This window comes from Burkholderia sp. DN3021 (assembly GCF_049805555.1).
Classification (GTDB): Bacteria; Pseudomonadota; Gammaproteobacteria; order Burkholderiales; family Burkholderiaceae; genus Burkholderia; species Burkholderia pyrrocinia_C.
On record NZ_JBNCAB010000039.1, the window covers coordinates 41,028 to 66,086 of the forward strand.

Below are 25,059 nucleotides of genomic sequence, written 5' to 3' on the forward strand. Positions count from 1 at the left end.
GCCGCGTGCGTGGCGCAGCATGGACGGACCGGTCGCACCACGGGCGCGGAGTCGCAAAAAAAACGCCCGGCGAACCGGGCGGCGTGCGTGTTGCGGTGACGGTTATTGCGGCGGCAGTTCGATCTGGTCGATCGACGGTTGAAGCTTGATCGGGTCGTGCGCGTGCGTTTGCAGGCGCTCCATGTGCTTGACGACCTGGCGATCCAGCTTGTCGATCAGCAGATCGATCGCGGCGTACAGGTTGCCGTTCGCGCTTTCGACGAAGATGTCTTTGCCCTTCAGGTGCAGATTGATTTCCGCGCGCTGCTGCTTGTCCTTTTCCTTGTGGTTGTCGACCGAGAGGATCACAGTGCCATCGATCACCTGATCGCTATGCCGTAGCACCCTGTCCAGCTTGGTGATCACGTATTCGCGAATTGCAGGCGTGACTTCGAGATGATGTCCACTGATCTTCAGGTTCATAGTGCTTCTCCAAGCGAGTGACCACCCGGCCGCATCGAGGCGGCGCTCCGGCCGACTTGCCCGTGCCGCACGGAGGCGGTGTATCGCGGACAGGTCGCCCGGCCTGTTCCCCGTGTGCGCGGTGGCCGGAACACGCCTGCCGCCGGGCAGGCAGCAGGCCTAAAGAGACTTGCGCAGATTCACTGCCGGGATCTTGAGGGCTTCGCGATATTTGGCAACCGTGCGGCGCGCGACCACGAAACCCTGTTCTGCCAGCAGCTCGGCAATGCGGCTGTCCGAAAGTGGCGATTTTGGGTCTTCAGCTCCTATCAGTTGCTTGATGAGGGCTCGGATGGCTGTCGACGAGGCGGCGCCACCGGTGTCGGTCGAAACGTGAGATCCGAAGAAGTACTTAAATTCAAGCGTCCCGAACGGGGTCAGCATGTACTTCCCGGTTGTCACACGGCTGACAGTCGACTCGTGTAGGCCCAGCGTATCAGCTATTTCCCGCAAAACCAAGGGGCGCATGGCAATTTCACCGTGCGCAAAGAAATTCTTCTGACGCTCGACAATAGCCTGTGCGACACGCAGGATCGTGTCGAAACGCTGCTGGATGTTTTTGATCAGCCAGCGTGCTTCCTGAAGCTGCTGTTTCAGCGAACCGGTCGACGGATCGCCGCGGCTGTTGCGCAGGATGTTCGCGTAGAGGTTGTTGATCCGCAGGCGCGGCACGACCTCCGGATTGAGCTCCGCGAGCCATCCCTGGCCGGCCTTCTTCACGATGATGTCGGGCACGACGTAGTCGGCCTCGGCCTTGCCGTACGCGGCGCCGGGGAACGGCTCGAGCGAGCGGATCAGTGCGTGCGCGTCGCGCAGCGCGTCGTCGCTCGCCTTCAGGTGCTTGCGCAATCGCGTGAAGTCGCGTGCGGCGAGCAGCTCCAGATGCTGCGACACGATCTCGAGCGCGAGGGTGCGCGTCGGGGACGGATCGAGGCGCAGCAGCTGCAGCTTCAGGCATTCGGATGCCGAGCGGGCGCCGACCCCGGCCGGGTCGAAGCTGTGCAGCAGCGCGAGCGCCGCGTTCAGTTCGTCGCAGTCGATCTCCAGCTCGGGCGGCAGGTCGGCGAGCACTTCGTCGAGCGTGGCGGTCAGGTAGCCGTCGTCGTCGAGCGACTCGATCAGGAACATCACGAGCGCGCGATCGCGCGGGCCGGCCTGCGTGACGCGCAACTGTGCGGACAGGTGGTCGCGCAGCGACGTCGCGGCTTCCTGCACCTGCAGCGGCGGGAGGTCGTCGTCGTCGGACGCGCCGCTCGAGCGGCCGAATTCGTCGAGATTCCATTGCGGGCCGTCGTTGCCGTCACCGGACGCGTAACCGTCGTATTCGTCCGCGCCGGCCGGTTCGTCGCGCTCCGCGCGATCGCCCGACGTGCTGCTGCTGCTGTTTGCCGGGGCCGGCTCGGTGTTCTGGCCGGAAGGTGTCTGCGCGATCAGCGATCCGTCCGCCGCGACGCGCAGCGGACTCACGATCCAGTCGTCGTCGTTCTCGAGCAACGGATTCTGCGCGACTGCCATCGCGACTTCCTGCTGCAATTCGAGCGTCGACAACTGCAGGAGCCGGATCGACTGCTGTAGCTGCGGCGTCAGCGCCAGATGTTGCGACAGGCGGAGTTGAAGGCTGGCTTTCATGGCAAGGAGGGAGTCATACCGGCAGTTTGCCACGACCCAGGCGCGTTGAGCCATCCGCGATTACGCGCGGCGCGCCGCCCGGCCGCGGGCATGGCCGCGAAGCGGGGCGCGGCCCCGCGCGGCGATGCCGGGCGGGGTGCAGCCAGCCACGAGGAGGAAGTTACATGCGGAAGTGTTCGCCGAGATACACGCGGCGCACGCTTTCGTTTTCGATGATGTCGCTCGGCGCGCCGGCGGCGAGCACCGAGCCGTCGCTGATGATATAGGCGTGGTCGCAGATGCCGAGCGTTTCGCGGACGTTGTGATCGGTAATCAGCACGCCGATGTTGCGCTGCTTCAGGAACTTGACGATCTTCTGGATCTCGAGCACCGCGATCGGGTCGACGCCGGCGAACGGTTCGTCGAGCAGGATGAAGTTCGGGTTGGTCGCGAGCGCGCGCGCGATTTCGACCCGGCGTCGTTCGCCGCCCGACAGCGACAGCGCCGGGTTCTCGCGCAGGTGGCCGATCTGCAGCTCGTCGAGCAGTGCTTCGCTGCGCGACGAGATCGCGTCCTTCGACAGCCGCTTGCCGTCTTCGCCGTATTGCAGCTCGAGCACCGCGCGGATGTTTTCCTCGACGGTCAGCTTGCGGAACACGGACGCTTCCTGCGGCAGGTACGACAGGCCGAGCGACGCGCGCTTGTGGATCGGCAGCAGGCTGATCGAGCTGCCGTTCAGCGAGATCTCGCCAGCGTCGAGCGGCACGAGGCCGACGATCATGTAGAACGACGTGGTCTTGCCGGCGCCGTTCGGGCCGAGCAGGCCGACGACTTCGCCGCTCTTCACGTCGAGCGACACGTCCTTGACGACCGTGCGCGAGCCGTAGCGCTTCTTCAGGTTGCGGACGACGAGCGAACTCGTGGTGCCGGCCGGCTGGCGGTTCGGTAGCGCGTTCATTGGCCCGGCGCTCCCTGGATCGTGGTCGACGGCGACAGCTTCGCCGGCGCGCCGGTCAGCGGCGCGGGGCCGCCGTTCTTCGGCGACAGCATCGCGCGCACGCGGCCGTTCGGGTTGCCGGGCGCGGCGACGTCCTTGCCGCCCTTCGCGGTGTAGAAGTCGCGCTGGCCGTCGTACGTGATCACGCTGCCGTGCACGGTGTCCGCGACGGTCGACGTGCCCTGCAGGCGGCGTACGGTCGCGGCGGTCGTCAGCGTGGTCAGGTCCTGTTTGCCGTCGTAGTCGATGCGCTCGGCGTCGCCGTCGATGTATTCGTCGAGGCCTTCGCGCTTCTGGCGGAACGTCGCGTGCTTCTTGCCGCTGCCGAACGACGTCGCGTACTGATAGCCTTCCGGATCCTGGCGCACTTCGACGCGATCGCCCTTGATGATGATCGTGCCCTTCGTGATCACGACGTTGCCGGTCGCGACCGTGACCTGCTTCAGGTCGTCATAGGTCAGGTTGTCGGCCTCGACGTTGATCGGTTTGTTCTGGTCGGCCTTCTCGGCATGGGCGAGCGGCGCCAGCCCGATCAGCGGGAGCGCCACGAGCGTCGCGGCGAGCGCGGCGCGGACGGCGCGCGCAGCGCCGCCGGAAATCTGTCGAGGGAACGGTTCGTTCATGCAGTCACGTGAGGGAAGCGTCACTTGGGTTGACCTTTCGAGCCGCCGGACGTGTCCGCCGCGGCGATCGTGCCGCGCACGTTGCCGTAAAGCTCGATGACCCGGGTGACGTTGTTGTACTTCATGCCGTCGGTCGCGTTGACGAGCGACAGGCCGCGCTGAAGTTTAACCGGCTTTTCGGTCTGGATCACATCGTCATTGACGAAGATCCGGAAATGCTGGGAATCGGCCTGCATTTGCGGATCGCCGCCGCCGGCCGCGCGCAGGATGCGCGCGTCGTCGTACAAATCGACGATCGACACGTCGCCGTTGACGGTGCCGCGTTTCGCGGTGGTCGTCACGACCGGCTTGCCGGGCTGGAATGCGCGCATGGCCGGATCGGCCAGGTCGCTGTTTTCGGTGTCTTCGTAATGGACCAGCTTCGCGGCCGTCAGCCGGTACTGCGTCGTGCCGGACTGGTCGAGCTCGGTGACCGAGAAGTTGTCCGCGAAATAGTCGGGCGTATGGCGCTTCGGCTGCGCGGTGCCCTCGCCGGGCGGCGGCAGCGTCGCCTGCAGCAGCCACCACGTGATGCCCGCGAGCGCGGCGACCGCGGCGAGCGGCAGCATCTGGGTCCAGCGGAAATGCGTATTCATCCGTCAGGCTCCGCAGGCGGCTGCGAGCAGCGCGTCATAGCGGCGCTGAGCGCGCAGGATCGCGTCGCAGACTTCGCGCACGGCGCCGTGGCCGCCGCGGGCCTCGGCCACCCAGTGCGCGCGGGCGATCACGTCGGGGTGCGCGTTCGCGGGCGCGGTCGCGAAGCCGCAGCGCAGCATCACCGGCAGGTCGGGCCAGTCGTCGCCCATGTAGCCGCACGCGTCGGCGGTGAGGCCGAGCGATGCGATCAGGTCGGCGAACACCGCGAGCTTGTTCTCGACGCCCTGGAACAGGTGCGCGATCTTCATTTCCTTCGCGCGCGCCGCGACGATCTCCGAGCGGCGGCCCGTGATGATCGCGGTCGCGATGCCGGCTTCGCCGAGCAGCTTCACGCCGTGGCCGTCGAGCGAGTTGAACGACTTCATCGCGTCGCCGGCCGCGGTAAACAGCAGGCCGCCGTCGGTCAGCACGCCGTCGACGTCGAAAATCATCAGCTTCACGCGGCTCGCGCGTTCGGCCGCAGTCAGCGCTGCGCTCATCAGATCACCTTCTTCGAAAACAGGTCGTGCATGTTCAGCGCGCCGATCAGCGCGCCGTCGGCATCGACCACCAGCATCTGGTTGATCCGGTGGCGCTCCATCAGTTCCACGGCCTCGACCGCCAGGTGATCCGGCCCGATCGTGCGCGGGTTGCGCGTCATCACGTCGGTGATCGGCAGCGTGCGGAAGTCGCCGTCGCGCGCGAGCACGCGGCGCAGGTCGCCGTCCGTGAAGATGCCCGCGACCTTGCCGTCGGCGTCGACCACGGCCGTCATGCCCAGGCGCTTCGCGGTGATCTGGAACAGCGCGTCCGACAGCGTCGCGTCGAGCCCGACGGACGGGACGTCGTCGCCCGAGCGCATCACGTCGCGCACGTAGGTGAGCAGGCGCCGGCCGAGCGCGCCGCCCGGGTGCGAGCGCGCGAAATCTTCCGAACCGAAGCCGCGCGCGTCGAGCACCGCGACGGCGAGCGCGTCGCCGAGCGCGAGCGCGGCGGTCGTGCTCGCGGTGGGCGCGAGGTTCAGCGGGCATGCTTCCTTCGAGACCGCGGCGTTCAGGTTCACGTCGGCGAGCGTGCCGAGGCTCGACTCCGCGCGGCCCGTGATCGCGATCAGCTTCGCGCCGATCCGCTTGACGAGCGGCAGGATCGCGACGAGTTCTTCCGATTCGCCGGAATAGGAGATGCCGATGAAGACGTCATCGGAGGTGACCATCCCGAGGTCGCCGTGGCTGGCCTCGGCAGGATGGACGAAGAAGGCCGGCGTGCCGGTGCTGGCCAGCGTTGCCGCGATCTTGCGGGCAATATGCCCCGATTTGCCGATACCGGACACCACCACGCGGCCGCGGCAGCCGAGCAGCAGCGCGACGGCCTGGACGAAGTCGCCGTCGAGCTGGTCGCGCAGCGCGCGCACGGCGTCCGCCTCGATGTCGAGCACGTCGCGGGCGAGCGCGAGCGCCCGATCATCATTGATTTTCGCTATCATGCGCGGAGTATAGCAAAGGCGTTTGTTCGCCGCGCCGGGCCTTCGGACTCGTCCGATGTCGCCTATCCCACGCTACGCCATCGCGCCCGCTTCGCGGTGGCCCCGACGAACGAGGACGCTTCGCCCGTGATTTCCCCGCTCGAAATGACGCTCATGCTGCTGCTGGCTTCGGTGGTGGGCGTCGTCGTATTCCGCTCGCTGAACCTCCCGCCGATGCTCGGCTACCTGACCGTCGGCATCCTGGTTGGCCCGCACGCGCTCGGGATCGCGGCGGATCTCGAGCGCGCCGAGCATCTCGCGGAATTCGGCGTGGTGTTCCTGATGTTCTCGATCGGCCTCGAATTCTCGCTTGCGAAACTGAGGTCGATGCAGCGGCTCGTGTTCGGCCTCGGGCTGCTGCAGGTCGTCGCGACGCTTTTGCTCGCGCTGTTGCTCGGCGCGTTGTTCGAGCGCTGGGTGCACATCACGTGGCAGGGCGCCGTCGCGCTCGGCGGCGCGCTCGCGATGTCGTCGACGGCGATCGTGTCGAAGATGCTTGCCGAACGTCTCGAGATCGAGACCGAGCACGGCCGCAACATTTTCGGCGTGCTGCTGTTCCAGGATCTCGCGGTCGTGCCGCTGCTGATCGTGATCGCCGCGTTCGGCGCCGAATCGTCGAAGGATCTCGCGCTGACGCTCGGCTTCGCGGCGGTCAAGATCGTGATCGCGCTCACGCTGCTGCTGGTGATCGGCCAGCGCTTCATGACGCGCTGGCTCAACGTCGTCGCGCGGCGCCGCTCGCAGGAGCTGTTCGTGCTGAACCTGCTGCTCGTCACGCTCGGCGCCGCGTTCATCACCGACAAGTTCGGCCTGTCGCTCGCGCTCGGCGCGTTCATCGCGGGGATGCTGATCTCCGAGACGCCGTTCCGCCATCAGGTGGAGGAGGACATCAAGCCGTTCCGCGACGTGCTGCTCGGCCTGTTCTTCGTGACGACCGGGATGCTGCTCGATCCGCGCGTGATCTGGGAGCATCCGTTGCTCGTGCTCGGCTTCTTCGTCGGGCAGATCCTGTTCAAGGGGACGATGATCGCCGGGCTTGCGCGGTTGTTCGGCGCGACGCCCGGCGTCGCGATGCGCACGGGCATCGGCCTCGCGCAGGCCGGCGAATTCGGCTTCGTGCTGCTGAACCTGATCCTCGACCGGCATCTGGTCGATTCGACGCTGCTGCAGGCGATCCTTGCGTCGATGCTGCTGTCGATGCTCGCCGCGCCGTTCCTGATCCAGAACGCCGACCGGATCGTGATGCGGCTGTCGTCGACCGAATGGATGCAGCAGTCGCTGCAGATGACGCGGATCGCGACGCAAAGCCTGAAGCAGCGCGGCCACGTGATCATCTGCGGCTACGGCCGCGCGGGCCAGAACCTGGCGCGCATGCTCGAACAGGAAGGCATTTCGTATGTCGCGCTCGACCTCGACCCGGACCGCGTGAGCGCGGCCGCGGCAGCCGGCGAATCGGTCGTGTTCGGCGACGCGGCGCGCCGCGAGTCGCTGCTCGCGGCCGGTATCCACCGAGCGGCGGCGGTGGCGATCACCTATGCGAACACGCCGTCCGCGCTGCGCGTGCTGCACCACGTGCACGAGCTCGAGCCGACGCTGCCCGCGATCGTGCGCACCGTCGACGATGCCGATCTCGAGAAGCTGCTCGCGGCCGGCGCGACCGAGGTGATTCCGGAGATCGTCGAGGGCAGCCTGATGCTCGCGTCGCATACGCTGGTGCTGGTCGGCGTGCCGATGCGCAAGGTCGTGCGGCGCGTCGAGGAAATGCGCGACGAGCGCTACAGCCTGCTGCGCGGCTATTTCCGCGGCGCGGACGACGCGGACGACGACGACCACGAGCAGGTGCGGCTACAATCGGTGCCGGTCGATGCGCGCGCGGACGCGGTCGGGCGCTCGCTGGAGGAACTCGGGCTGTATGCGCTCGGGCTGGAAGTCACGGCGATCCGTCGGCACGGCATCCGCGGCGTCGAACCCGATCCGCAGACCAAGCTGCGCGCGAGCGACATCGTCGTGCTGCGCGGGCTGCCCGAGGCGCTCGCGCTCGCGGAGGAGCGGCTGTCGCGCCATCGGCGCGATCCGCCGGCCGCGGCCGCGTGAGCGCCGCTTCAATAACCTGACCCGTATTTTTCGAAACGGTGCCCGATCTTCGCGCACCGTTTTTTTCGGAGAGTTTCATGCCGCATTCGTCGTCGGGCGCGCCGCTCGATCCGGTCGCCTTCATCCACAGCCAGATCCGCACGGTGCCCGACTGGCCGCAGCCGGGCGTGATGTTCCGCGACATCACGACGCTGCTGCAGAGCCCGAAGGCGCTGCGCATCCTCGTCGACCTGTTCGTCGAGCGCTATGTCGATGCGAAGCTCGACTACGTCGCGGGCCTCGATGCGCGCGGCTTCATCATCGCGCCGATCGTCGCGTACGAGCTGAGCGTCGGCTTCGTGCCGATCCGCAAGGTCGGCAAGCTGCCGTACAAGACGCGCTCGGAATCGTACGACCTCGAATACGGCAGCGCGACGGTCGAGATCCACGAGGATGCGTGCCGCCCCGGCGACCGCGTGATCATCATGGACGACCTGATCGCGACCGGCGGCACGATGATGGCGGGGCGCAACCTGCTGCAGCGGCTCGGCGCGGTGGTCGTCGAAGGCGCGGCGATCATCGACCTGCCCGATCTCGGCGGCTCGGCGCTGCTGCGCGACGCGGGACTGCCCGTCTATACCGTTACCGAATTCGCCGGCCACTGAACGCCGGCTTACACCGCGAGGTCACGATGCCCAACTTCATGCTGTTTCTCGCCACGTCGATCGCGATTACGTTCGCGCCGGGTCCCGACAACCTGCAGGTGCTCGCGCGCGGCATCTCGCAGGGCCGCGCGGCCGGCTTCGTCGCCGCGCTCGGCTTCACGGCCGGGATCCTGTTCCACACGACGCTGGCGGCGCTCGGCGTCGCGGCCGTGCTGCGTTCGTCGCCGGTCGCGTTCGAGATCCTGAAGCTCGCGGGCGCCGCGTACCTCGTGTGGATCGGCATCAAGGCGCTGCGCAGCCAGGGCCTCGCGAATGCGCACGCGCGCCCGCCGCAGCCGCTCGGCACGATCTTCCGGCAGAGCGTGATCGGCAACCTGATGAACCCGAAGGTCACGCTGTTCTTCGTCGTGTTCCTGCCGCAGTTCGTCGATCCGCACGGCGCGCAGAGCGTGACGCTGCAGATGTTCGAACTCGGCGCGCTGTTCATGCTGCAGACGGCCGCGATCTTCTCGCTGTTCGGCGTCGGCGCCGGAATGATCGGCGCATGGCTGAAGCGCCGCCCGAAGGCCGGCGTGTGGCTCGACCGGATCGCCGGCGCGACGTTCATCGCGATCGGCATCCGCGTCGCCCTGAAGGACTGACGGCAATGACGTTTCCGTGCATCGCGGCCGCGCGCCGCTTCGATCCGGCCGCGCACCTGCGCTTCGAGATCGCCGGCCAGGCGGTCGGCTGGGTGCGCCGCCAGGATGTCGCGAAGCTTGCGCGCTGGCCCGACGTGTTCGAACTGACCGGCGAGCGCGTCGTGCTGTCGGCGCGCTACGACTCGGTCGACGCGCGCAGCATGGCGCTGGCGAGCGCGATCGGCGCGCTCGCGGCCGAAGGCGCGATTCCCGGCTGGCGCGACGAGATCTACGCGATCCGCAATCGCTTCGACGATGCGCCGCTGGCGTATATCGAGCGCGCCGCGTCGCGGTTTTTCGGGACGCAGACTTATGCGGTGCATCTGAACGGCATCGTAGAATATGCGGCTGCGCCAGCCGCGGCCGTGCCGCAGATGTGGCTCGGCCGCCGCAGCGCGACCAAGGCAACCGACCCCGGCATGCTCGACAACGTCGTCGCGGGCGGCATCGGCTGGGGCCTGGGCGTTCACGAGACGCTTGCGAAAGAGTGCTGGGAAGAAGCCGGCATTCCGGCCGAACTCGCGGCGCGCGCGATCGCGGGCCGCGCGGTGCAGGTGCTGTGCTCGCTGCCGGAAGGCACGCAGTCCGAACTGATCTTCGTGTACGACCTGCCGCTGCCGCACGACTTCGCGCCGCGCAACCAGGACGGCGAAGTGGCCGAGCATCTGCTGGCCGGCGTACCCGAGGTGATTGGCTGGCTGCGCGAAGGCCGCGCGACGATGGACGCGAGCCTCGCGACGCTCGACACGCTGCTGCGCCATCGCTGGCTGACGGCGCAAGAGGCGGCAGGCATCGACGCGCTGTTCGCACCGGCCGCGTGACGCGCGCCGCGACGCGCAGTCCGGCGGCGCGAACGGGCAATTTGACGAATACGGAAACAAAGGGAGTAGCGGTCATGCCGACCGATCACAGCTTTATCTTGAAACTGTCGTGCCCCGACCGGCACGGCATCGTCCACGCGGTCTCGGGCTTCCTGTTCGAGCGCAGCAACAACATCCTCGATTCGGCGCAGTTCGGCGACAGCCGCACCAGCGAATTCTTCATGCGTGTGCACTTCGAGCAGGACGGCAACGGCACGGATGCCGCGTCGGCGCTCGACACGCTTCGCAAGGAATTCGCGCCGCTCGCCGAGCAGTTCTCGATGCGCTGGGAACTGCACGATGCGGCCGTGAAGCCGCGCGTCGTGATCATGGTGTCGAAGATCGGCCACTGCCTGAACGACCTGCTGTTCCGCTATCGCACCGGCCAGCTGCCGATCGAGATCCCGGCGATCGTGTCGAACCACAAGGAGTTCTACCAGCTCGCCGCGAGCTACAACATCCCGTTCCATCACTTCCCGCTGATCGGCGGTTCGTCCGATGCGGCGAAGGCCGCGCAGGAAGCGCGCGTGCTGGAAGTGATCGACGAGCACCAGGCCGATCTCGTCGTGCTTGCGCGCTACATGCAGATCCTGTCGCCGAACATGTGCCAGCAGCTCGCCGGGCGCGCGATCAACATCCACCACTCGTTCCTGCCGAGCTTCAAGGGCGCGAAGCCGTACTACCAGGCGTTCGACCGCGGCGTGAAGCTGATCGGCGCGACCGCGCACTACGTGACGACCGATCTCGACGAAGGCCCGATCATCGAGCAGGAAGTCGAGCGCGTCGACCACAGCATGACGCCCGACCAGTTGACCGCGATCGGCCGCGACGTCGAGTGCGTGACGCTCGCGCGCGCGGTGAAGTGGCACGTCGAGCACCGGATCGTGCTGAACGGGACGAAGACGGTCGTGTTCCGCTGATCTGAATCGGCCGGCCCCCGGTTGGCCGGCCGCCGGAGCGCCGGCCGCCGATCGGCAGCCCCCGGAAACAAAAACGCCGCGCCTCCTTTACGGGGCGCGGCGTTTTTTTGTCGCCTGAGACGCGGGTTTCAGATCAGCCGCAGCAGGTACAGCTCGCGTTTCAGGTACGCATAGAAGATCGGCGCGGCGATCACGCCCGGCAGCCCGAACGCGGCCTCCATGATCAGCATCGCGAGCAGCAGCTCCCACGCGCGCGACTCGATCTGGCCGCCGATGATCTTCGCGTTCAGGAAGTATTCGAGCTTGTGGATGACGACGAGGAACACGAGCGACGCGATCGCGGTGCCCATGCTGACCGATAGCGATACGGCGACGATCAGCGTGTTCGAGATCAGGTTGCCGATCACCGGCAGCAGGCCGACGATGAACGTGACGAGCACGAGCGTCTTCGACAGCGGCAGCCGCTCGTGGAAGATCGGCAGCGCGACGAGCAGGTAGATGCCCGTGAACGTCGCGTTGATCGCCGAGATCTTGATCTGCGCGAACACGATCCGGCGGAACGCGTCGGAGAAGCGCGACACGCGCGTGACGAGCGCGGTCGACAGCGGCCGGCGCACCTTGCCGTGCTCGACGCCGATCGCGATCATCGCGCCGATGATCATCCCGAACAGCACGTGGCCGAAGCCGCGCGCGACGCTCTTGCCGCTCTGCTGGAGCTGGTCCATGTGCGAGTGCATCAGCAAGGCCGCCTTGGTCTTCATCTGCTCGACGTCGACCGGCAGCAGGTTCGCGATCCACGCCGGCGTGCGCGCGCGGGTTTGCTCGACAATCTGCATCAACTGGCCGAGCAGGCTCTGCAGGTTCGGCACCGTGTGCTCGAAATGCTCGATGATGCCGATCGTCAGGCCCGTGAGCCCGCCGACGATCACGATCGCCAGCAGCACGACGGCGACCCAGCGCGCGCGCATGCTCGTCGTGTGGCGTTCGATCACGGGCGCGATCGTGTGGATCAGCTGGTAGACGAGCAGGCCGGCCAGCAGCCCGCCGAGCAGCTTGAGCTCGAGAACGAGCCACATCATGACGATCGTGAGGAAATAGCTGCCGATCTCGAGTGCCGACAGCTTCGGCAGGCTGAAGTCGCTCGTCAGCCGCACGCTGCGCAGGTGCGGCTCGCGGCTCTGCGCATCGCGCGACTCTTGTTGCTTCTCCATCGTGGATTCCTGTCGTTCGTGTGTCATGCCGCACAGCGCGCGGCAGAGCCGGGTTCGCCCGGCGTCGCACCGGATTGGTGTGGAAGGCGAACCTTACGACCGTAAAGTATAGCTGCCATTATGGTCCGCAAACGGGCCGTTTGGCGCGTGGTGTAAACGCAGAAGGGAAAACGAGGGGGCTGCGCGCCGCGGAAGGACGCGCGCGGCCGGGCGGCCGCGCGCGGGAAGGGCCGGGAGGGCCGAAAGCGCGTCAGCCGGCCGCGACTTTGCGGGTCGGGCGCTTGAGCAGCGGCGCGAGGTACTTGCCGGTGAAGCTCGCCTTCGTCTTCGCGACCTGTTCGGGCGTGCCCTGCGCGATGATCTGGCCGCCGCCGGCGCCGCCTTCGGGGCCGAGGTCGATCACCCAGTCGGCCGTCTTGATCACGTCGAGGTTGTGCTCGATGATCACGACCGTGTTGCCCTGGTCGCGCAGCCGGTGGATCACCTCGAGCAGCAGCGCGATGTCGTGGAAGTGCAGGCCGGTGGTCGGCTCGTCGAGGATGTACAGCGTGCGGCCGGTGTCGCGCTTCGACAGCTCCAGCGACAGCTTCACGCGCTGCGCCTCGCCGCCCGACAGCGTCGTGGCCGACTGGCCGAGGCGGATGTAGCCGAGGCCGACGTCGAGCAGCGTCTTCAGCTTGCGCGCGATGACCGGCACCGCGCTGAAGAACTCGTACGCATGCTCGACCGTCATGTCGAGCACTTCGCTGATGTTCTTGCCCTTGTACTGCACTTCGAGCGTTTCGCGGTTGTAGCGCTTGCCGTGGCACACGTCGCACGGCACGTAGACGTCCGGCAGGAAGTGCATCTCGACCTTCAGCACGCCGTCGCCCTGGCACGATTCGCAGCGGCCGCCCTTCACGTTGAACGAGAAGCGGCCCGGATCGTAGCCGCGCTCCTTCGAGGTCGGCACGCCCGAGAACAGCTCGCGGATCGGCGTGAACAGGCCCGTATACGTGGCCGGGTTCGAGCGCGGCGTGCGGCCGATCGGCGACTGGTCGACGTTGATCACCTTGTCGAAGTGCTCGAGGCCCTCGATCGCCTCGTGCGGCGCCGGCTCGGCCGACGAGCCGTACAGGTGGCGCGCGACCGCGTGGTACAGCGTGTCGTTGATCAGCGTCGACTTGCCGGAGCCCGACACGCCGGTGATGCAGGTCAGCAGGCCGACCGGCAGCTCGAGATCGACGTGCTTCAGGTTGTTGCCGTGCGCGTCGACGATGCGCAGCATCCGCTCGGCGTCGGGTGCGATCCGCTCGTCCGGATACTCGATCGTGCGCTTGCCGAGCAGGTACTGGCCCGTCAGCGACTGCGGGTTCGACTGCACCTGCTTCGGCGTGCCTTCGGCCACCACCACGCCGCCGTGCTCGCCCGCGCCGGGGCCCATGTCGACGACGTAGTCGGCCGTGCGGATCATGTCCTCGTCGTGCTCGACGACGATCACCGAGTTGCCGAGGTCGCGCAGGTGCTTGAGCGTGCCGATCAGGCGGTCGTTGTCGCGCTGGTGCAGGCCGATCGACGGCTCGTCGAGCACGTACATCACGCCCGTGAGGCCCGAGCCGATCTGCGACGCGAGCCGGATCCGCTGCGCCTCGCCGCCCGACAGCGTCTCGGCGCTGCGCTCGAGCGACAGGTAGTCGAGGCCGACGTTGTTCAGGAACGTCAGGCGCGCGACGATTTCCTTGATCACCTTGTCGGCGATCTCGCGCTTCGCGCCTTCGAGCGTCAGCCCGTCGAAATAGCCGAGCGCATCGCGCAGCGGCCAGCCGCTGATTTCATAGATGCCGCGCGCGTAGTCGCCCGTGCCGATCCGCACGTGGCGCGCCTCGCGACGCAGGCGCGTGCCTTCGCACGACGGGCACGGCTGGTTGTTCTGGTACTTCGACAGTTCTTCGCGCACCGCGACCGAATCGGTTTCGCGGTAGCGGCGCTCGAGGTTCGGGATGATCCCTTCGAACACGTGCTCGCGGATCGTCGTGCGGCCGCGCTCGTTGATGTACGAGAACGGGATCGTCTGCTTGCCCGAGCCGAACAGCAGCACCTTCCTGATCTTTTCCGGCAGATCCTCGAACGCGGCGTCGATGTCGAATTCGTAGAACGCCGCGAGGCTCTGCAGCATCTGGAAGTAGAACTGGTTGCGGCGGTCCCAGCCCTTCACGGCGCCCGCGGCGAGCGACAGCGACGGGTGCGCGACGACCCGCTTCGGGTCGAAGAACGTGATCTGGCCGAGGCCGTCGCACTCCGGGCACGCGCCCATCGGGTTGTTGAACGAGAACAGGCGCGGCTCCAGCTCCTGCAGCGAGTACGAGCAGATCGGGCACGCGAACTTCGAGCTGAACAGGTGCTCGTGGTCGGTATCCATCTCGAGCGCGATCGCGCGGCCGTCGGCGAGGCGCAGCGCCGTCTCGAACGATTCGGCGAGGCGCTGCTTCATGTCCGGGCGCACCTTCAGGCGATCGACGACGACGTCGATCGTGTGCTTGTCGTTCTTCTTGAGCTTCGGCAGCGACTCGACCTCGTAGATCTTCGCGACGCCTTCGTTCGCGGTGCCGCCGCCCGAGCGCACGCGAAAGCGCACGAAGCCCTGCGCCTGCATCTCCTCGAACAGCTCGACGTGCTCGCCCTTGCGGTTCGCGACGACGGGCGCGAGGATCATCAGCTTGGTTTCCTCGGGCAGCGCGAGCGCGGCGTCGACCATCTGCGACACGCTCTGCGCCTCGAGCGGGATGTCGTGGTCGGGGCAGTACGGCGTGCCGACACGTGCGTACAAAAGTCGCAGGTAGTCGTGGATTTCCGTGACCGTGCCGACGGTCGAACGCGGGTTGTGGGACGTCGCCTTCTGCTCGATCGAGATCGCGGGCGACAGGCCCTCGATCAGGTCGACGTCCGGTTTCTCCATCAACTGCAGGAACTGGCGGGCATAGGCGGACAGGCTTTCGACGTAGCGGCGCTGGCCCTCGGCATAAAGGGTGTCGAACGCAAGCGACGACTTGCCCGACCCTGACAACCCGGTAATCACGATCAGCTTGTGGCGCGGCAGGTCGAGATTGACGTTTTTCAGGTTGTGGGTTCGTGCCCCACGGATACGGATCTGTTCCATGAACCTGGCGAAAATGGAGGGAACCAAACCTGCTACTATAACGGCTTTTCGAGACCGTCGTTTGGGGTCCCCAGCCTTTACAGCAGGTGGCAGCAAGGCGGCGCCTGCGCCGGGGAAAGCGGTCGCGCCGTGCGGTTCCGGCGGCCTGCAGGCCGCCAGCATCCTGCCCCGACGTGTCGCCCGTCAGGCCTCCCGGGCCGCCGGTCCTGATCTTCCGCCGCCCGCTACCGGGCGGACATTCCGATCATTCGAAATTCATTCCCGATGTCCAATCCGTCCGCCACGTCTTCCCGCATGACTGCGCCCGAATTGCGCGCGACCACGTCGCTCGCGGCGATCTTCGCGCTGCGCATGCTCGGCCTGTTCATGATCATGCCGGTGTTCTCGGTCTACGCGAAAACCATCCCGGGCGGCGACAACGTGCTGCTCGTCGGCATCGCGCTCGGGGCCTACGGCGTCACGCAGTCGCTGTTCTACATTTTCTACGGCTGGGCGTCCGACAAGTTCGGCCGCAAGCCGGTGATCGCCGCGGGCCTCGTGATCTTCGCGCTCGGCAGCTTCGTCGCCGCGTTCGCGCACGACATCACGTGGATCATCGTCGGCCGCGTGATCCAGGGGATGGGCGCCGTATCGTCCGCGGTGCTCGCGTTCATCGCCGACCTGACTTCCGAGCAGAACCGTACCAAGGCGATGGCGATGGTCGGCGGCTCGATCGGCGTGTCGTTCGCGGTCGCGATCGTCGGCGCGCCGATCGTGTTCCACTGGGTCGGGATGAGCGGGCTGTTCACGATCGTCGGCGTGCTGTCGATCCTCGCGATCGGCGTCGTGCTGTGGATCGTGCCCGACGCGGCGAAGCCCGTGCACGTGCCCGCGCCGTTCGCCGAGGTGCTGCACAACGTCGAGCTGCTGCGCCTGAACTTCGGCGTGCTGGTGCTGCACGCGACGCAGACGGCGCTGTTTCTCGTCGTGCCGCGTCTGCTCGTCGACGGCGGGCTGCCGGTCGCCGCGCACTGGAAGGTCTACCTGCCGGTGATGGGGCTCGCGTTCGTGATGATGGTCCCGGCGATCATCGTCGCGGAAAAGCGGGGCAAGATGAAGCCGGTGCTGCTCGGCGGCATTCTGGCTATCCTGATCGGCCAATTGCTGCTGGGCAGCGCGCCGCATACCATCCTGATTGTGGCGGCGATCCTGTTCGTCTACTTCCTGGGGTTCAACATCCTGGAAGCGTCGCAGCCGTCGCTCGTGTCGAAGCTCGCGCCGGGTTCGCGCAAGGGTGCGGCCACGGGCGTGTACAACACCACGCAGTCGATCGGGCTCGCGCTCGGCGGCATCATGGGCGGCTGGCTGCTGAAGCACGGCGGCGCGAACACCGTGTTCTACGCGTGTTCGGGGCTCGTTGCCGCGTGGCTTATAATCGCGGCCAGCATGAAAGCGCCGCCGCGCAAGGCCTGAACCCAATTTTCGGGCAGGCACCGGCGGCGTTCGCCGGCTTGCCCGGCGAGCCGCTCCGACGCATGCGCGGGCGGCCCGGCATCGAATTTACTGGAGAAACACATGGCATCCGTCAACAAGGTCATCCTCGTCGGCAATCTCGGCGCCGATCCTGAAGTCCGTTACCTGCCGAGCGGCGACGCGGTTGCGAACATCCGTCTCGCGACGACCGACCGCTACAAGGACAAGGCAAGCGGCGATTTCAAGGAAATGACCGAGTGGCATCGCGTCGCGTTCTTCGGCCGTCTGGCGGAAATCGTCAGCGAATACCTGAAGAAGGGTTCGTCGGTCTATATCGAGGGCCGCATCCGCACGCGCAAGTGGCAAGGCCAGGACGGCCAGGATCGTTACTCGACCGAAATCGTCGCCGACCAGATGCAGATGCTCGGTGGCCGCGGCGGTGCGGGCGGCGGTGGCGGCGGCGGTGACGAAGGCGGTTACGGCGGCGGCTACGGTGGCGGTGGTGGCGGCCGCGGCGAGCAGACGGAACGCGCCGGTGGTGGCGGCGGTCGTGCCGGCGGTGCGGCGCGTGGCGGTGCTGGCGGCGGCGCGCAGAGCCGTCCGAGCGCACCGGCAGGCGGCGGCTTCGACGAGATGGACGACGATATCCCGTTCTAGCCGGAACGTCAGTGGTAACGATAGACTCGAATTTCCAGGCTAAATCAATGAGTTAGCTTGGTGATTCGGGTCTTTTTTTGTTTACATATTTTTCGAGCTAGGCGGAACGTGGCTGGCCAGTAAAAATAGGCCCCGTTCATGGAACGGAGCCTATCGTGGCGAAATATTCGATCCGCGAAGTTCGCCTTGAGAGCGGCGGACGCTTCCCTCTCTTGGTGCACGACGATCCGCTAGGGTTGCCGGCGCAAGAGACCTTGGAGTACTGGTTAGCGAAGCTTCGTGCACGGGGGCTTCGCCGTGCCAGCATTCGCCATCGGACGAGAGCGCTTGAGCGTCTGACTTTTTCCCGCGCGAAGGTCGTCCATCTCAAGCATCGTGTGCCGCAACCCGCGGCACGTGACGAGTTCTCAGGACGACCGGTGCGCGTGATTGACGCCGAGGGGCGCGAGATCGCCGACGACTATCGCACGTGGATCGACGAGCAGCTCGACGCGCACATTGGCCATCCGGAATGCGAGAGTACTCATGCCCAGCGAACCTGATAAATCCGACCACCGCGAGTTGATCACTGGTGCATCCGTGGTCGCAGTCCTCGGTATGATCGGAGCGGTCGGAAAGTGGGGGCTGGATCTCTATCGCGCGCGCGTGATCGCCCAAACCGAAAGTGGCCGCCGAGCGCTCGACGATGCGATCCGGCTGGAGGGGTACGCGTACACCTGCCGCCAGCTGATCAATGAGAATTCCTACACGGCGGCGCAGATTGCCCCGTGGAGCCAACCAGAATTCTTTTCGTTCAGCCGACCAGGTGCCGCACACGATCGCTTACGCGGAATTGACTGCGCACGCCGAAAGGCAGATTCGTGAGTACGTTGCATTGGCCGCCGCTGCCGGCGACGACCCGGAGCGCGGAGCGATGCGCGCGTCGGCCGTCAGCGTTTTTGCATTCTGGGTGGGCCATGTCAATCGACTCCGGAAAACCGCCGACGAAGCCGGTCGGCGCATGCTCAACGCCGATGAGTCGCGCCTGTTGGCGCTGGTCGCATGACCGATTCCGCGCATTCCACCGAGGTGGGGCTTGCTGATTGCTGCACGTGATGACGACTACCATGACAGACTGCGACGACTACTGCGCCAGACAGCACCTCGGCGATGTGACGACCTTGGCGGATTACATCGCTGCAATCACGCAGCACCTCAATGGCGCCACTCGTTATTTGTATCGAGGCCATCGAGACGCGAGTTGGAAGCTGCTCCCCAGCGTCGCCCGCTACGCATTGAGCGATCTGAACGTTGAACGCGCAATGCTGGACGAGTTCAAGCGCCGCGCGATTCCTTATCTCGAATCTCACCTCGATCTGCAGAATGCGGATTGGCTGCCGGCGTTGCTATCAACTTTATTGGCGTCATGTTTGGCGACCGAAGCGGTGGTTTGCAAGTTGACTTGAAGAATCCAAGATTCACGCCAGCTTTGCTCTTGCGTCTAGTCCGGATTGCCTATCAGTACGTGCCACCGTCAGACGATATTTTCCACGAGGGAGCCTATTCCCCGGGACCTCGCGATGACGCACAGACAGGGCGCAATGCCTTGCTTAGTGCGATTCTTGATGCAAAAGGTCCCGACGCATGGGTGGCCAAGTTGGAGATGTCCGCAGACCCGCTCTTTGCTCATTTCCGTGATCGGCTAAATGCGTTGGCCCGTGAAAAGGCAGCTGAAGAAGCGGACGATGCCGTGTTCGAGGAAGCGGACGTAACCGCGTTAAATCTGTATGGAGAGGCACCACCGACGACACATGACGATATGTTTTCGCTGCTCGTCGATCGATTGGACGATCTCGACGATCTGCTTCTCCAGGATGTTTCACCACGGGCTGGTTGGGCGCAGATCAAAGAAGAAAAGGTGGTGCGTCAATTGATCGCGCTCCAATTGCAGAGCGCGTCGAACGGAGCTTATACGGTTGATCAAGAGGCGGTTACCGCGGACGAGAAGGAAACTGATATCCGGCTACGAGTGGCATCGTCGGGGCAGCAAGGCACAATCGAACTCAAGATTGGTGAGAAATGGTCGGGGCGCGAACTACGTGACACGATTCAGAATCAACTCGTCGCTAAATACATGGCTGCAGAAATGTGTCGCTCCGGTTGTCTTCTCGTAACAGCGGTCGGCGACCAAGGATGGAAGCATCCGGATACTGGGGCATCGATGGGTATCGTGGAGTTGCAGGCTATGCTCGATGACGAAGCCGCAAGAATCGTTCGTGACATGGGGGGATGCCTGCGGCTCGCTGCTAGGGTGCTTGATCTTCGACCACGCCTTGTTACAGAAGCAAAAGCAAAGTCGCGGATATGATGCACTTGTTAGCCCTTTGGCGACAGCGTCGGATACGTGCATCATGTTGTCAAGGACGGTGGCTCGACGGTGATTAACGTTACCGAGCCAGGGCGCCACTTGCTTTCGCCAGGGATTGTCAGGCGCTGGGTATCGGACGACGGTGATTCGATCAGCATCCATACTTACGGAGAGGGAACCGGATATCTCCCGAAGATTAATGAATGGGCCGCTGATTCGTTGTGGGACAAAGTTGACGCAAACATATTTAAATATATGGGGTGTCAAGGAGATAAAAAGTGAGATTCTCTGAGCTGCTTGGGGCAAGCTTGACTGCCGCAATTGTGGGTGGAGTGTTGATTGGGCTTCTTTCCATTCGGGACTTCGGGGTTGTCTCGCTTTTGTTCGCCATCGTTGCGTTTGTGGTCGCATTTTTTTTGGCAATGATTTTGTCTTATCCGATGGCTTGGGTAAAAGCGACGATTCCATCTGGTGCAATTTTTCCAGTGATTATCATTGTTGGTGGAGTTGCGGCAGCACTTATTCTTGCAGTGCTTACGAAGGCATCGTGGGCGGATATGGTGTCGATCAACAAAATGGTGTTGCTGTACTCGGCAATTGGCGTTGTGTGCGCGATTTCTGCTTTTGGGTACATTGAGAGGTCCGTGATTTTTGAAGGACTACGTAAGCTATTCGGATAGGTAGCACGACGCGGAGGCTGCATTGACAAAGCCGATCATTCGCAAGGGTGATTCAACTGATCACGGTGGCTTGGTGCTCGAAGGCTTCGAGCGTGCCGACCTAAACGGTCGTCCGCCAGCAGGTATTGGACATATGGTTGCGTGCCCGAAATGCAGCGGTGTCTTTCCCATTGTTCAGGGTTCGAACCAGTATGCGATAGATGGTCGGCCGGTAGCACTGGATGGGATGAAGACCGCGTGTGGCGCCGCGCTAATAGCGACTCAACAGACGTTTGTCGTGAGTAGTTGAGTCTGGCCGACTCTTGCTGTCGGAGGAGCCGAGCTACTTCACCAATACATGCTTGCGGTACCGACACACGGATTGGGGCGCTGGATCTTTGCAAGCAGTGCTTAATGATGATGCGGCTAGCGTAGCCTCTGACAAGGGGATACCGTTGTGAGTCCCTGCAGGAGTGTCTGATCATCGGCTGAACTCGACCATGAGGCAATCGCTACGCCGAGAGTATGATGCGCTTGTTATCGTATACGGCGACCTATAGGATATGAACCTTGAGCGACGTAGTCGATTCGGTGGTGAACAGCCTACCGTTCGAGGCACGAGGGTTCACGATTCCGATCGCACCGGTCAGCATCCAAAGGGCTTGCGTGGTCTTTGCTGGAAGGCTCCTTACAAGTGGCCATCATCGTTCAGTGGAATTTGTGGCGTTTCAACAAGTTGGCGGAATTTTTTACAGCACTATGTTCCGCTAACCGTTCTAATCGGCAAGTCGGCATCCCGCATCACGATGGGTCCGAATGTCCGAGTCAAGCCGGTTGCTTGGCCCGGGTCTTCGGGCCTTGCTTCGTTTACGTCCTTGTACGTCGCATTCCAGGCGAACCGTGGCTGACGAACTCCCCGACCTCATCGCTGCGCATCTCGACGTGTTGTTCTGCGGGATCAACCCCGGCATGATCGCCGCCGCAACCGGGCATCACTTCGCGGGGAGAAGCAATCGCTTCTGGCGCGTGATTCATCTCGCGGGTTTCACGCCAACGGAAATTCCTCCGCAGGACGATCGCGCGATACTCCGGTACGGCTGCGGCCTGACGGCGGTGGTTAGGCGGCCGACCGCGAGTGCCGATCAGCTTTCGCGCGCGGAATTTGTCGCGGCGGCGGCGGAGTTCGAGCAGAAGGTCGCGCGTTATGGGCCGCGCTTTGTCGCCTTTCTCGGCAAGGCGGCGTACTCGGCGCTTTCGGGGCAACGCGAAGTCGCGTGGGGATTGCAGCCGGCGCGCTTGCAGCACGCGAGCGTCTGGGTGCTGCCCAATCCCAGCGGGAGAAATCTTGCGTTCGGTCTCGACGATCTGATCGATGCGTATCGTCAGCTTTATCTGCACGCGAGGACCGCTTCCGGTCGTCAGCCGGAGGAGCAGCCGGATGCGACTCGGTAAGACGTCATCCCCATGGCCGGGCACCGTGTTGCCGCGTGCGTTCTTCGATCGTGCAGCGACCGACGTCGCGCCGCAACTGCTCAACAAGATCCTCGCGGCAGCCGACGGCCGGGCCGGCCGCATCGTCGAAGTGGAGGCCTATGCCGGCGCGATCGACCCGGCGGCGCATACCTATCGCGGCAAGACGCCGCGCAATGCGACGATGTTCGGACCGCCCGGGCACCTGTACGTCTATTTCACGTACGGCATGCACTGGTGCTGCAATTGCGTGTGCGGCCCGGACGGCATGGGAACAGGCGTGCTGATCCGTGCGCTGGAACCGCTGCACGGGCTCGAACAGATGCGTGCGGCACGGCCGCCGCTGACGCGCGATCGCGACCTGTGCCGCGGGCCGGCGCGGCTGACCCAGGCGATGGGGATCGGCGGCGCCCAGGATGGCGTCGATCTGGTCGGCGCGCGCGAAGGGTTCGCGGTCGTGGACGACGGCATGGCGCCGCCCACCGATCTGGCGGGCGGGCCGCGCATCGGCATTCGCGTCGGCAAGGATTTCCCGTGGCGATGGAGCGTGCCCGGCAATCGCCATGTATCGGGGGCGCTGCCGCGCACCTGATGCGTGCCGCGCACAATCGCGCGTAATTCGATCTGCGTCACGCTGCCGCCATTATTGACCGGCTAAGCTGATCCTTTCGACGTTTCGATCGAGGAGACACCATGCGGCGGGTCGTATTCAACCAGAAGGGCGGCGTGGGCAAATCGACGATCGTCTGCAACCTGGCGGCGATCAGCGCGAGCGAAGGGCTGCGCACGCTCGTCATCGATCTCGATGCGCAGGCGAACTCCACGCGCTACCTGCTCGGCGACGCCGCGGCCGACGTGCAACCGGGTGTGGCCGGATTCTTCGAAACCGCGCTGACCTTCAACTTCCGTCCGGTCGACGTCGCGTCGTTCATTCATCCGACCCCGTTCGAAGGGCTCGACGTGATGCCCGCGCATCCGGACCTCGACGCGCTGCACGGCAAGCTCGAATCGCGCTACAAGATCTACAAGCTGCGCGACGCGCTGAACGAACTCGACACCTACGACGCCGTGTACATCGACACGCCGCCCGCGCTGAATTTCTATACGCGCTCGGCGCTGATCGCGGTCGAGCGCTGCCTGATCCCGTTCGACTGCGACGACTTCTCGCGCCGCGCGCTGTACACGCTGCTCGAGAACGTGAAGGAAATCCAGCAGGACCACAACGCGGCGCTCGAGGTGGAAGGAATCGTCATCAACCAGTTCCAGCCGCGCGCGAGCCTGCCGCAACGGCTGGTCGACGAACTCGTCGACGAAGGGCTGCCGGTGCTCGCGTCGAGGCTGTCGGCGTCGGTGAAGATCCGCGAGTCGCATCAGCAGTCCAAGCCGGTGATCCATCTCGAACCCGGGCATAAGCTCGCACAGGAATTCCGCGCACTGCATCGCGAACTGGCCGGCTGATCGCCCGCACGCCGGCGCCGGCCGCGGCCGTTTCATACGGCCGCGCCAGGTTTTTCCATTGCGACCCGCAATTCATCCGATCATTGATTTTGTCATTAATAATCCCGGAAACGATTTCATAATAAATCCCGAAAAATCGATTACATAAGTGACTGCTTCATTTTCAATGAGCGCCGGTTTTCTAATAAACGGAATAGTGAATTGGTAAATGTTGTGCAGCGTCATGATGCGCTATGCTGTAAAAAGGCAATACGGGACAGAGTGCCGCGGTATTTTTTTCTCTGCGATGCCGGCACGTCGCGGGCTCAGGCAGTCGCTCGAAATGAAATGAGGGTTTACACTTATCATTAATGCCATTTTATTGACAATTAATCGATCTAGAATGGCTTCCTCCAACTTCTCGTGCTCAAATGAGTGGGGAGTTGTCAATAAGCAAGCCGGCTTTCGATCTGGCTTCTATTTTTCTTTACGTCGTCTCTCGCATTTCCAACAGGAGCGTGCCCGATGTCCGTATTTGCCCCCGAAAAATTCGCCGCCGATTATCAATCCGGTATCGCCGCATGGTTCGCGATCGCCCGTCCGGCGATCAAGGGTTTCGAGGCTGTCGTCGAACTCAACCTGCAAGCGGCCCGGACGGCGCTCGAGGAATACGAAGACAAGCTGAAGAACGCCTTCAACAGCAGCAATCCGGCCGCGGGTTTCGCGCAGCAGGCAGCCGTACCGCAGGAAGCGGCCGGCAAGGTCGTGTCGTACGGCCGCCATCTGTTCGACATCGCGGTGTCGACGCAATCGGAATGGGCGAAGGTCGCGCAGGCGCAATACGAACAGAACGACAAGCGCCTGAAGGACGTGATCGGTGAACTGTCGAAGCATGCGCCGGCCGGCTCGGCGCCGGTGGTGGCCGCGCTGAATTCGGCGCTGTCCGCGGCGACGGCAGCGGCCGACTCCGTGCGCGCAGCGACGGGTCAGGCGATCGAAGCCGCACAGAGCGGCTTCGATGCGGTCAGCGAAACGGCCACGCGTGGCGCCAAGCAGACGGCTGCCGCCGCACGCAAGGACGCGGCAGCGGCTGCGCGCGAATCGGCCGCGTAACGACGCAACCGCGGCTGTAACCGCGGGCGTGAGCGCGTGTCGCGCGCAGGCGCGACGCGATTGATCGGCGTCGGATGGCGCCGCGCACCGCGTGTGTTGCGCGGTGTCCGGCGGCCCTCCGGTTTGCCGCAAGGCGCCGATGCAGGTGCGGGCCGTGCCGGTGTGCCGCCGGTGCGACCGGACGCTGCTCGTGGCGCGGCGGCGTGCAACCTTTATCGCGCCGAACGGCCCGACGTGCGCCATCGCCAATTGCAGCCGGCCCGTGCCGGCGCCAGAACGACAACTTGATTTCGATGCAGGAACTGAACATGACGGACGTAGTGATCGTATCGGCCGCGCGGACCGCGGTCGGCAAATTCGGTGGCTCGCTTGCGAAGATTGCGGCGCCCGAGCTGGGCGCGACGGTGATCCGCGCGGTGCTGGAGCGTGCGGGCGTGAAGCCCGAGCAGGTCA

Annotated in this window: 26 protein-coding genes and 1 pseudogene; 18 read left to right on the forward strand and 9 right to left on the reverse strand. The window is 64.8% G+C overall.

Annotated features, from left to right (window positions below; all coding sequences use genetic code 11):
* Nucleotides 1–102 precede the first annotated feature (102 nt).
* The 7 genes from hpf to kdsD form a co-directional block, all read right to left on the reverse strand.
* Entirely contained in the window at nucleotides 103–462 is a 360-nt protein-coding gene (hpf, locus tag ACPUER_RS19885; RefSeq protein WP_006477786.1) for a ribosome hibernation-promoting factor, HPF/YfiA family, read from the reverse strand.
* 159 nt (nucleotides 463–621) lie between these two features.
* The gene (locus ACPUER_RS19890) at nucleotides 622–2,130 is read right to left on the reverse strand and encodes an RNA polymerase factor sigma-54 (RefSeq protein WP_175963651.1); all 1,509 of its coding nucleotides are present in this window, start codon (nucleotides 2,128–2,130) and stop codon (nucleotides 622–624) included.
* Between the two features lie 160 nt (nucleotides 2,131–2,290).
* On the reverse strand, nucleotides 2,291–3,067 hold the full coding sequence (gene lptB / locus ACPUER_RS19895; protein WP_034179059.1) for an LPS export ABC transporter ATP-binding protein: 777 nt from the start codon (nucleotides 3,065–3,067) through the stop codon (nucleotides 2,291–2,293).
* Nucleotides 3,064–3,729 (reverse strand): lipopolysaccharide transport periplasmic protein LptA, encoded by a 666-nt coding sequence (lptA, locus tag ACPUER_RS19900; protein WP_111016082.1) that lies wholly within the window; start codon nucleotides 3,727–3,729, stop codon nucleotides 3,064–3,066. Before lptA ends, lptB begins: the two co-directional genes overlap by 4 nt.
* 20 nt (nucleotides 3,730–3,749) lie before the next feature.
* Nucleotides 3,750–4,364 carry an LPS export ABC transporter periplasmic protein LptC gene (lptC, locus tag ACPUER_RS19905; RefSeq protein ID WP_175963652.1) on the reverse strand — a complete coding sequence of 205 codons (615 nt, stop codon included), beginning with the start codon at nucleotides 4,362–4,364 and terminating at the stop codon, nucleotides 3,750–3,752.
* Nucleotides 4,365–4,367: 3 nt separating this feature from the next.
* Nucleotides 4,368–4,904: a KdsC family phosphatase gene (locus ACPUER_RS19910; protein WP_072444673.1), complete on the reverse strand. Its 537-nt coding sequence runs from the start codon at nucleotides 4,902–4,904 to the stop codon at nucleotides 4,368–4,370.
* Complete coding sequence (gene kdsD / locus ACPUER_RS19915; protein WP_175963653.1) at nucleotides 4,904–5,887, reverse strand: arabinose 5-phosphate isomerase KdsD; 984 nt, start codon at nucleotides 5,885–5,887, stop codon at nucleotides 4,904–4,906. The genes ACPUER_RS19910 and kdsD overlap by 1 nt, the downstream gene beginning before the upstream one ends.
* A 126-nt stretch (nucleotides 5,888–6,013) precedes the next feature.
* Between kdsD and ACPUER_RS19920 the strand changes: the two genes are divergently transcribed.
* The 5 genes from ACPUER_RS19920 to purU all read left to right on the forward strand — a co-directional run bounded on the left by ACPUER_RS19920 (nucleotide 6,014) and on the right by purU (nucleotide 11,124).
* On the forward strand, nucleotides 6,014–8,020 hold the full coding sequence (locus ACPUER_RS19920) for a monovalent cation:proton antiporter family protein (RefSeq protein WP_111017820.1): 2,007 nt from the start codon (nucleotides 6,014–6,016) through the stop codon (nucleotides 8,018–8,020).
* A 77-nt stretch (nucleotides 8,021–8,097) separates the two neighbouring features.
* Nucleotides 8,098–8,664, forward strand: a complete 567-nt coding sequence (locus tag ACPUER_RS19925) for an adenine phosphoribosyltransferase (RefSeq protein WP_175963654.1) — start codon at nucleotides 8,098–8,100, stop codon at nucleotides 8,662–8,664.
* Between the two features lie 26 nt (nucleotides 8,665–8,690).
* On the forward strand, nucleotides 8,691–9,305 hold the full coding sequence (locus ACPUER_RS19930) for a LysE family translocator (protein WP_204424573.1): 615 nt from the start codon (nucleotides 8,691–8,693) through the stop codon (nucleotides 9,303–9,305).
* Nucleotides 9,306–9,310: 5 nt separating this feature from the next.
* Nucleotides 9,311–10,165, forward strand: a complete 855-nt coding sequence (locus tag ACPUER_RS19935; protein ID WP_175963656.1) for an NUDIX hydrolase — start codon at nucleotides 9,311–9,313, stop codon at nucleotides 10,163–10,165.
* Nucleotides 10,166–10,239: 74 nt separating this feature from the next.
* Nucleotides 10,240–11,124 carry a formyltetrahydrofolate deformylase gene (gene purU / locus ACPUER_RS19940; protein ID WP_034179051.1) on the forward strand — a complete coding sequence of 295 codons (885 nt, stop codon included), beginning with the start codon at nucleotides 10,240–10,242 and terminating at the stop codon, nucleotides 11,122–11,124.
* A gap of 128 nt (nucleotides 11,125–11,252) precedes the next feature.
* On the opposite strand, the gene ACPUER_RS19945 is transcribed toward purU, so the two are convergent.
* Both ACPUER_RS19945 and uvrA read right to left on the reverse strand, forming a co-directional pair.
* Entirely contained in the window at nucleotides 11,253–12,335 is a 1,083-nt protein-coding gene (locus ACPUER_RS19945; RefSeq protein ID WP_175963657.1) for an AI-2E family transporter, read from the reverse strand.
* Nucleotides 12,336–12,585: 250 nt separating this feature from the next.
* Nucleotides 12,586–15,471 carry an excinuclease ABC subunit UvrA gene (uvrA, locus tag ACPUER_RS19950; protein ID WP_072444665.1) on the reverse strand — a complete coding sequence of 962 codons (2,886 nt, stop codon included), beginning with the start codon at nucleotides 15,469–15,471 and terminating at the stop codon, nucleotides 12,586–12,588.
* Between the two features lie 264 nt (nucleotides 15,472–15,735).
* On the opposite strand from uvrA, the gene ACPUER_RS19955 reads away from it, so the two are divergent.
* From ACPUER_RS19955 to ACPUER_RS20015, 13 genes and pseudogenes are all read left to right on the forward strand, one after another.
* Nucleotides 15,736–16,923, forward strand: coding sequence for an MFS transporter (locus tag ACPUER_RS19955; RefSeq protein WP_175963658.1), 1,188 nt, complete (start codon nucleotides 15,736–15,738; stop codon nucleotides 16,921–16,923).
* A 102-nt stretch (nucleotides 16,924–17,025) separates the two neighbouring features.
* Nucleotides 17,026–17,580, forward strand: a complete 555-nt coding sequence (locus tag ACPUER_RS19960) for a single-stranded DNA-binding protein (RefSeq protein ID WP_034179047.1) — start codon at nucleotides 17,026–17,028, stop codon at nucleotides 17,578–17,580.
* A gap of 155 nt (nucleotides 17,581–17,735) precedes the next feature.
* Nucleotides 17,736–18,122 (forward strand): hypothetical protein, encoded by a 387-nt coding sequence (locus ACPUER_RS19965; protein ID WP_425131926.1) that lies wholly within the window; start codon nucleotides 17,736–17,738, stop codon nucleotides 18,120–18,122.
* Nucleotides 18,123–18,385: 263 nt separating this feature from the next.
* Nucleotides 18,386–18,625: a hypothetical protein gene (locus tag ACPUER_RS19970; protein ID WP_425131927.1), complete on the forward strand. Its 240-nt coding sequence runs from the start codon at nucleotides 18,386–18,388 to the stop codon at nucleotides 18,623–18,625.
* A 61-nt stretch (nucleotides 18,626–18,686) separates the two neighbouring features.
* Nucleotides 18,687–19,025, forward strand: a complete 339-nt coding sequence (locus tag ACPUER_RS19975; RefSeq protein WP_425131928.1) for an FRG domain-containing protein — start codon at nucleotides 18,687–18,689, stop codon at nucleotides 19,023–19,025.
* The gene (locus ACPUER_RS19980; protein WP_425131929.1) at nucleotides 18,950–19,927 is read left to right on the forward strand and encodes a hypothetical protein; all 978 of its coding nucleotides are present in this window, start codon (nucleotides 18,950–18,952) and stop codon (nucleotides 19,925–19,927) included. The genes ACPUER_RS19975 and ACPUER_RS19980 overlap by 76 nt, the downstream gene beginning before the upstream one ends.
* Nucleotides 19,928–20,205: 278 nt before the next feature.
* Complete coding sequence (locus ACPUER_RS19985; protein WP_425131930.1) at nucleotides 20,206–20,607, forward strand: hypothetical protein; 402 nt, start codon at nucleotides 20,206–20,208, stop codon at nucleotides 20,605–20,607.
* Nucleotides 20,608–20,629: 22 nt separating this feature from the next.
* Complete coding sequence (locus tag ACPUER_RS19990; protein WP_089456946.1) at nucleotides 20,630–20,896, forward strand: PAAR domain-containing protein; 267 nt, start codon at nucleotides 20,630–20,632, stop codon at nucleotides 20,894–20,896.
* Nucleotides 20,897–21,486: 590 nt separating this feature from the next.
* Entirely contained in the window at nucleotides 21,487–22,038 is a 552-nt protein-coding gene (gene mug, locus ACPUER_RS19995) for a G/U mismatch-specific DNA glycosylase (RefSeq protein WP_425131931.1), read from the forward strand.
* Entirely contained in the window at nucleotides 22,025–22,648 is a 624-nt protein-coding gene (locus ACPUER_RS20000) for a DNA-3-methyladenine glycosylase (RefSeq protein WP_425131932.1), read from the forward strand. Before mug ends, ACPUER_RS20000 begins: the two co-directional genes overlap by 14 nt.
* 101 nt (nucleotides 22,649–22,749) lie before the next feature.
* Entirely contained in the window at nucleotides 22,750–23,514 is a 765-nt protein-coding gene (locus ACPUER_RS20005) for a ParA family protein (RefSeq protein ID WP_425131933.1), read from the forward strand.
* Between the two features lie 504 nt (nucleotides 23,515–24,018).
* Nucleotides 24,019–24,606 carry a TIGR01841 family phasin gene (gene phaP, locus ACPUER_RS20010; RefSeq protein ID WP_175963662.1) on the forward strand — a complete coding sequence of 196 codons (588 nt, stop codon included), beginning with the start codon at nucleotides 24,019–24,021 and terminating at the stop codon, nucleotides 24,604–24,606.
* Nucleotides 24,607–24,914: 308 nt separating this feature from the next.
* Nucleotides 24,915–25,059 (forward strand): annotated as a pseudogene (locus tag ACPUER_RS20015) (acetyl-CoA C-acetyltransferase); the annotation flags it as partial.

Coding starts and splice junctions, on each gene's coding strand:
- hpf (WP_006477786.1), bottom strand. CDS start 462: ATGAACCTGAAGATCAGTGGACATCATCTCGAAGTCACGCCTGCAATT.
- ACPUER_RS19890 (WP_175963651.1), bottom strand. CDS start 2,130: ATGAAAGCCAGCCTTCAACTCCGCCTGTCGCAACATCTGGCGCTGACG.
- lptB (WP_034179059.1), bottom strand. CDS start 3,067: ATGAACGCGCTACCGAACCGCCAGCCGGCCGGCACCACGAGTTCGCTC.
- lptA (WP_111016082.1), bottom strand. CDS start 3,729: ATGAACGAACCGTTCCCTCGACAGATTTCCGGCGGCGCTGCGCGCGCC.
- lptC (WP_175963652.1), bottom strand. CDS start 4,364: ATGAATACGCATTTCCGCTGGACCCAGATGCTGCCGCTCGCCGCGGTC.
- ACPUER_RS19910 (WP_072444673.1), bottom strand. CDS start 4,904: ATGAGCGCAGCGCTGACTGCGGCCGAACGCGCGAGCCGCGTGAAGCTG.
- kdsD (WP_175963653.1), bottom strand. CDS start 5,887: ATGATAGCGAAAATCAATGATGATCGGGCGCTCGCGCTCGCCCGCGAC.
- ACPUER_RS19925 (WP_175963654.1), top strand. CDS start 8,098: ATGCCGCATTCGTCGTCGGGCGCGCCGCTCGATCCGGTCGCCTTCATC.
- ACPUER_RS19930 (WP_204424573.1), top strand. CDS start 8,691: ATGCCCAACTTCATGCTGTTTCTCGCCACGTCGATCGCGATTACGTTC.
- ACPUER_RS19935 (WP_175963656.1), top strand. CDS start 9,311: ATGACGTTTCCGTGCATCGCGGCCGCGCGCCGCTTCGATCCGGCCGCG.
- purU (WP_034179051.1), top strand. CDS start 10,240: ATGCCGACCGATCACAGCTTTATCTTGAAACTGTCGTGCCCCGACCGG.
- ACPUER_RS19945 (WP_175963657.1), bottom strand. CDS start 12,335: ATGGAGAAGCAACAAGAGTCGCGCGATGCGCAGAGCCGCGAGCCGCAC.
- uvrA (WP_072444665.1), bottom strand. CDS start 15,471: ATGGAACAGATCCGTATCCGTGGGGCACGAACCCACAACCTGAAAAAC.
- ACPUER_RS19955 (WP_175963658.1), top strand. CDS start 15,736: ATGTCCAATCCGTCCGCCACGTCTTCCCGCATGACTGCGCCCGAATTG.
- ACPUER_RS19960 (WP_034179047.1), top strand. CDS start 17,026: ATGGCATCCGTCAACAAGGTCATCCTCGTCGGCAATCTCGGCGCCGAT.
- ACPUER_RS19975 (WP_425131928.1), top strand. CDS start 18,687: ATGACAGACTGCGACGACTACTGCGCCAGACAGCACCTCGGCGATGTG.
- ACPUER_RS20000 (WP_425131932.1), top strand. CDS start 22,025: ATGCGACTCGGTAAGACGTCATCCCCATGGCCGGGCACCGTGTTGCCG.
- ACPUER_RS20005 (WP_425131933.1), top strand. CDS start 22,750: ATGCGGCGGGTCGTATTCAACCAGAAGGGCGGCGTGGGCAAATCGACG.
- phaP (WP_175963662.1), top strand. CDS start 24,019: ATGTCCGTATTTGCCCCCGAAAAATTCGCCGCCGATTATCAATCCGGT.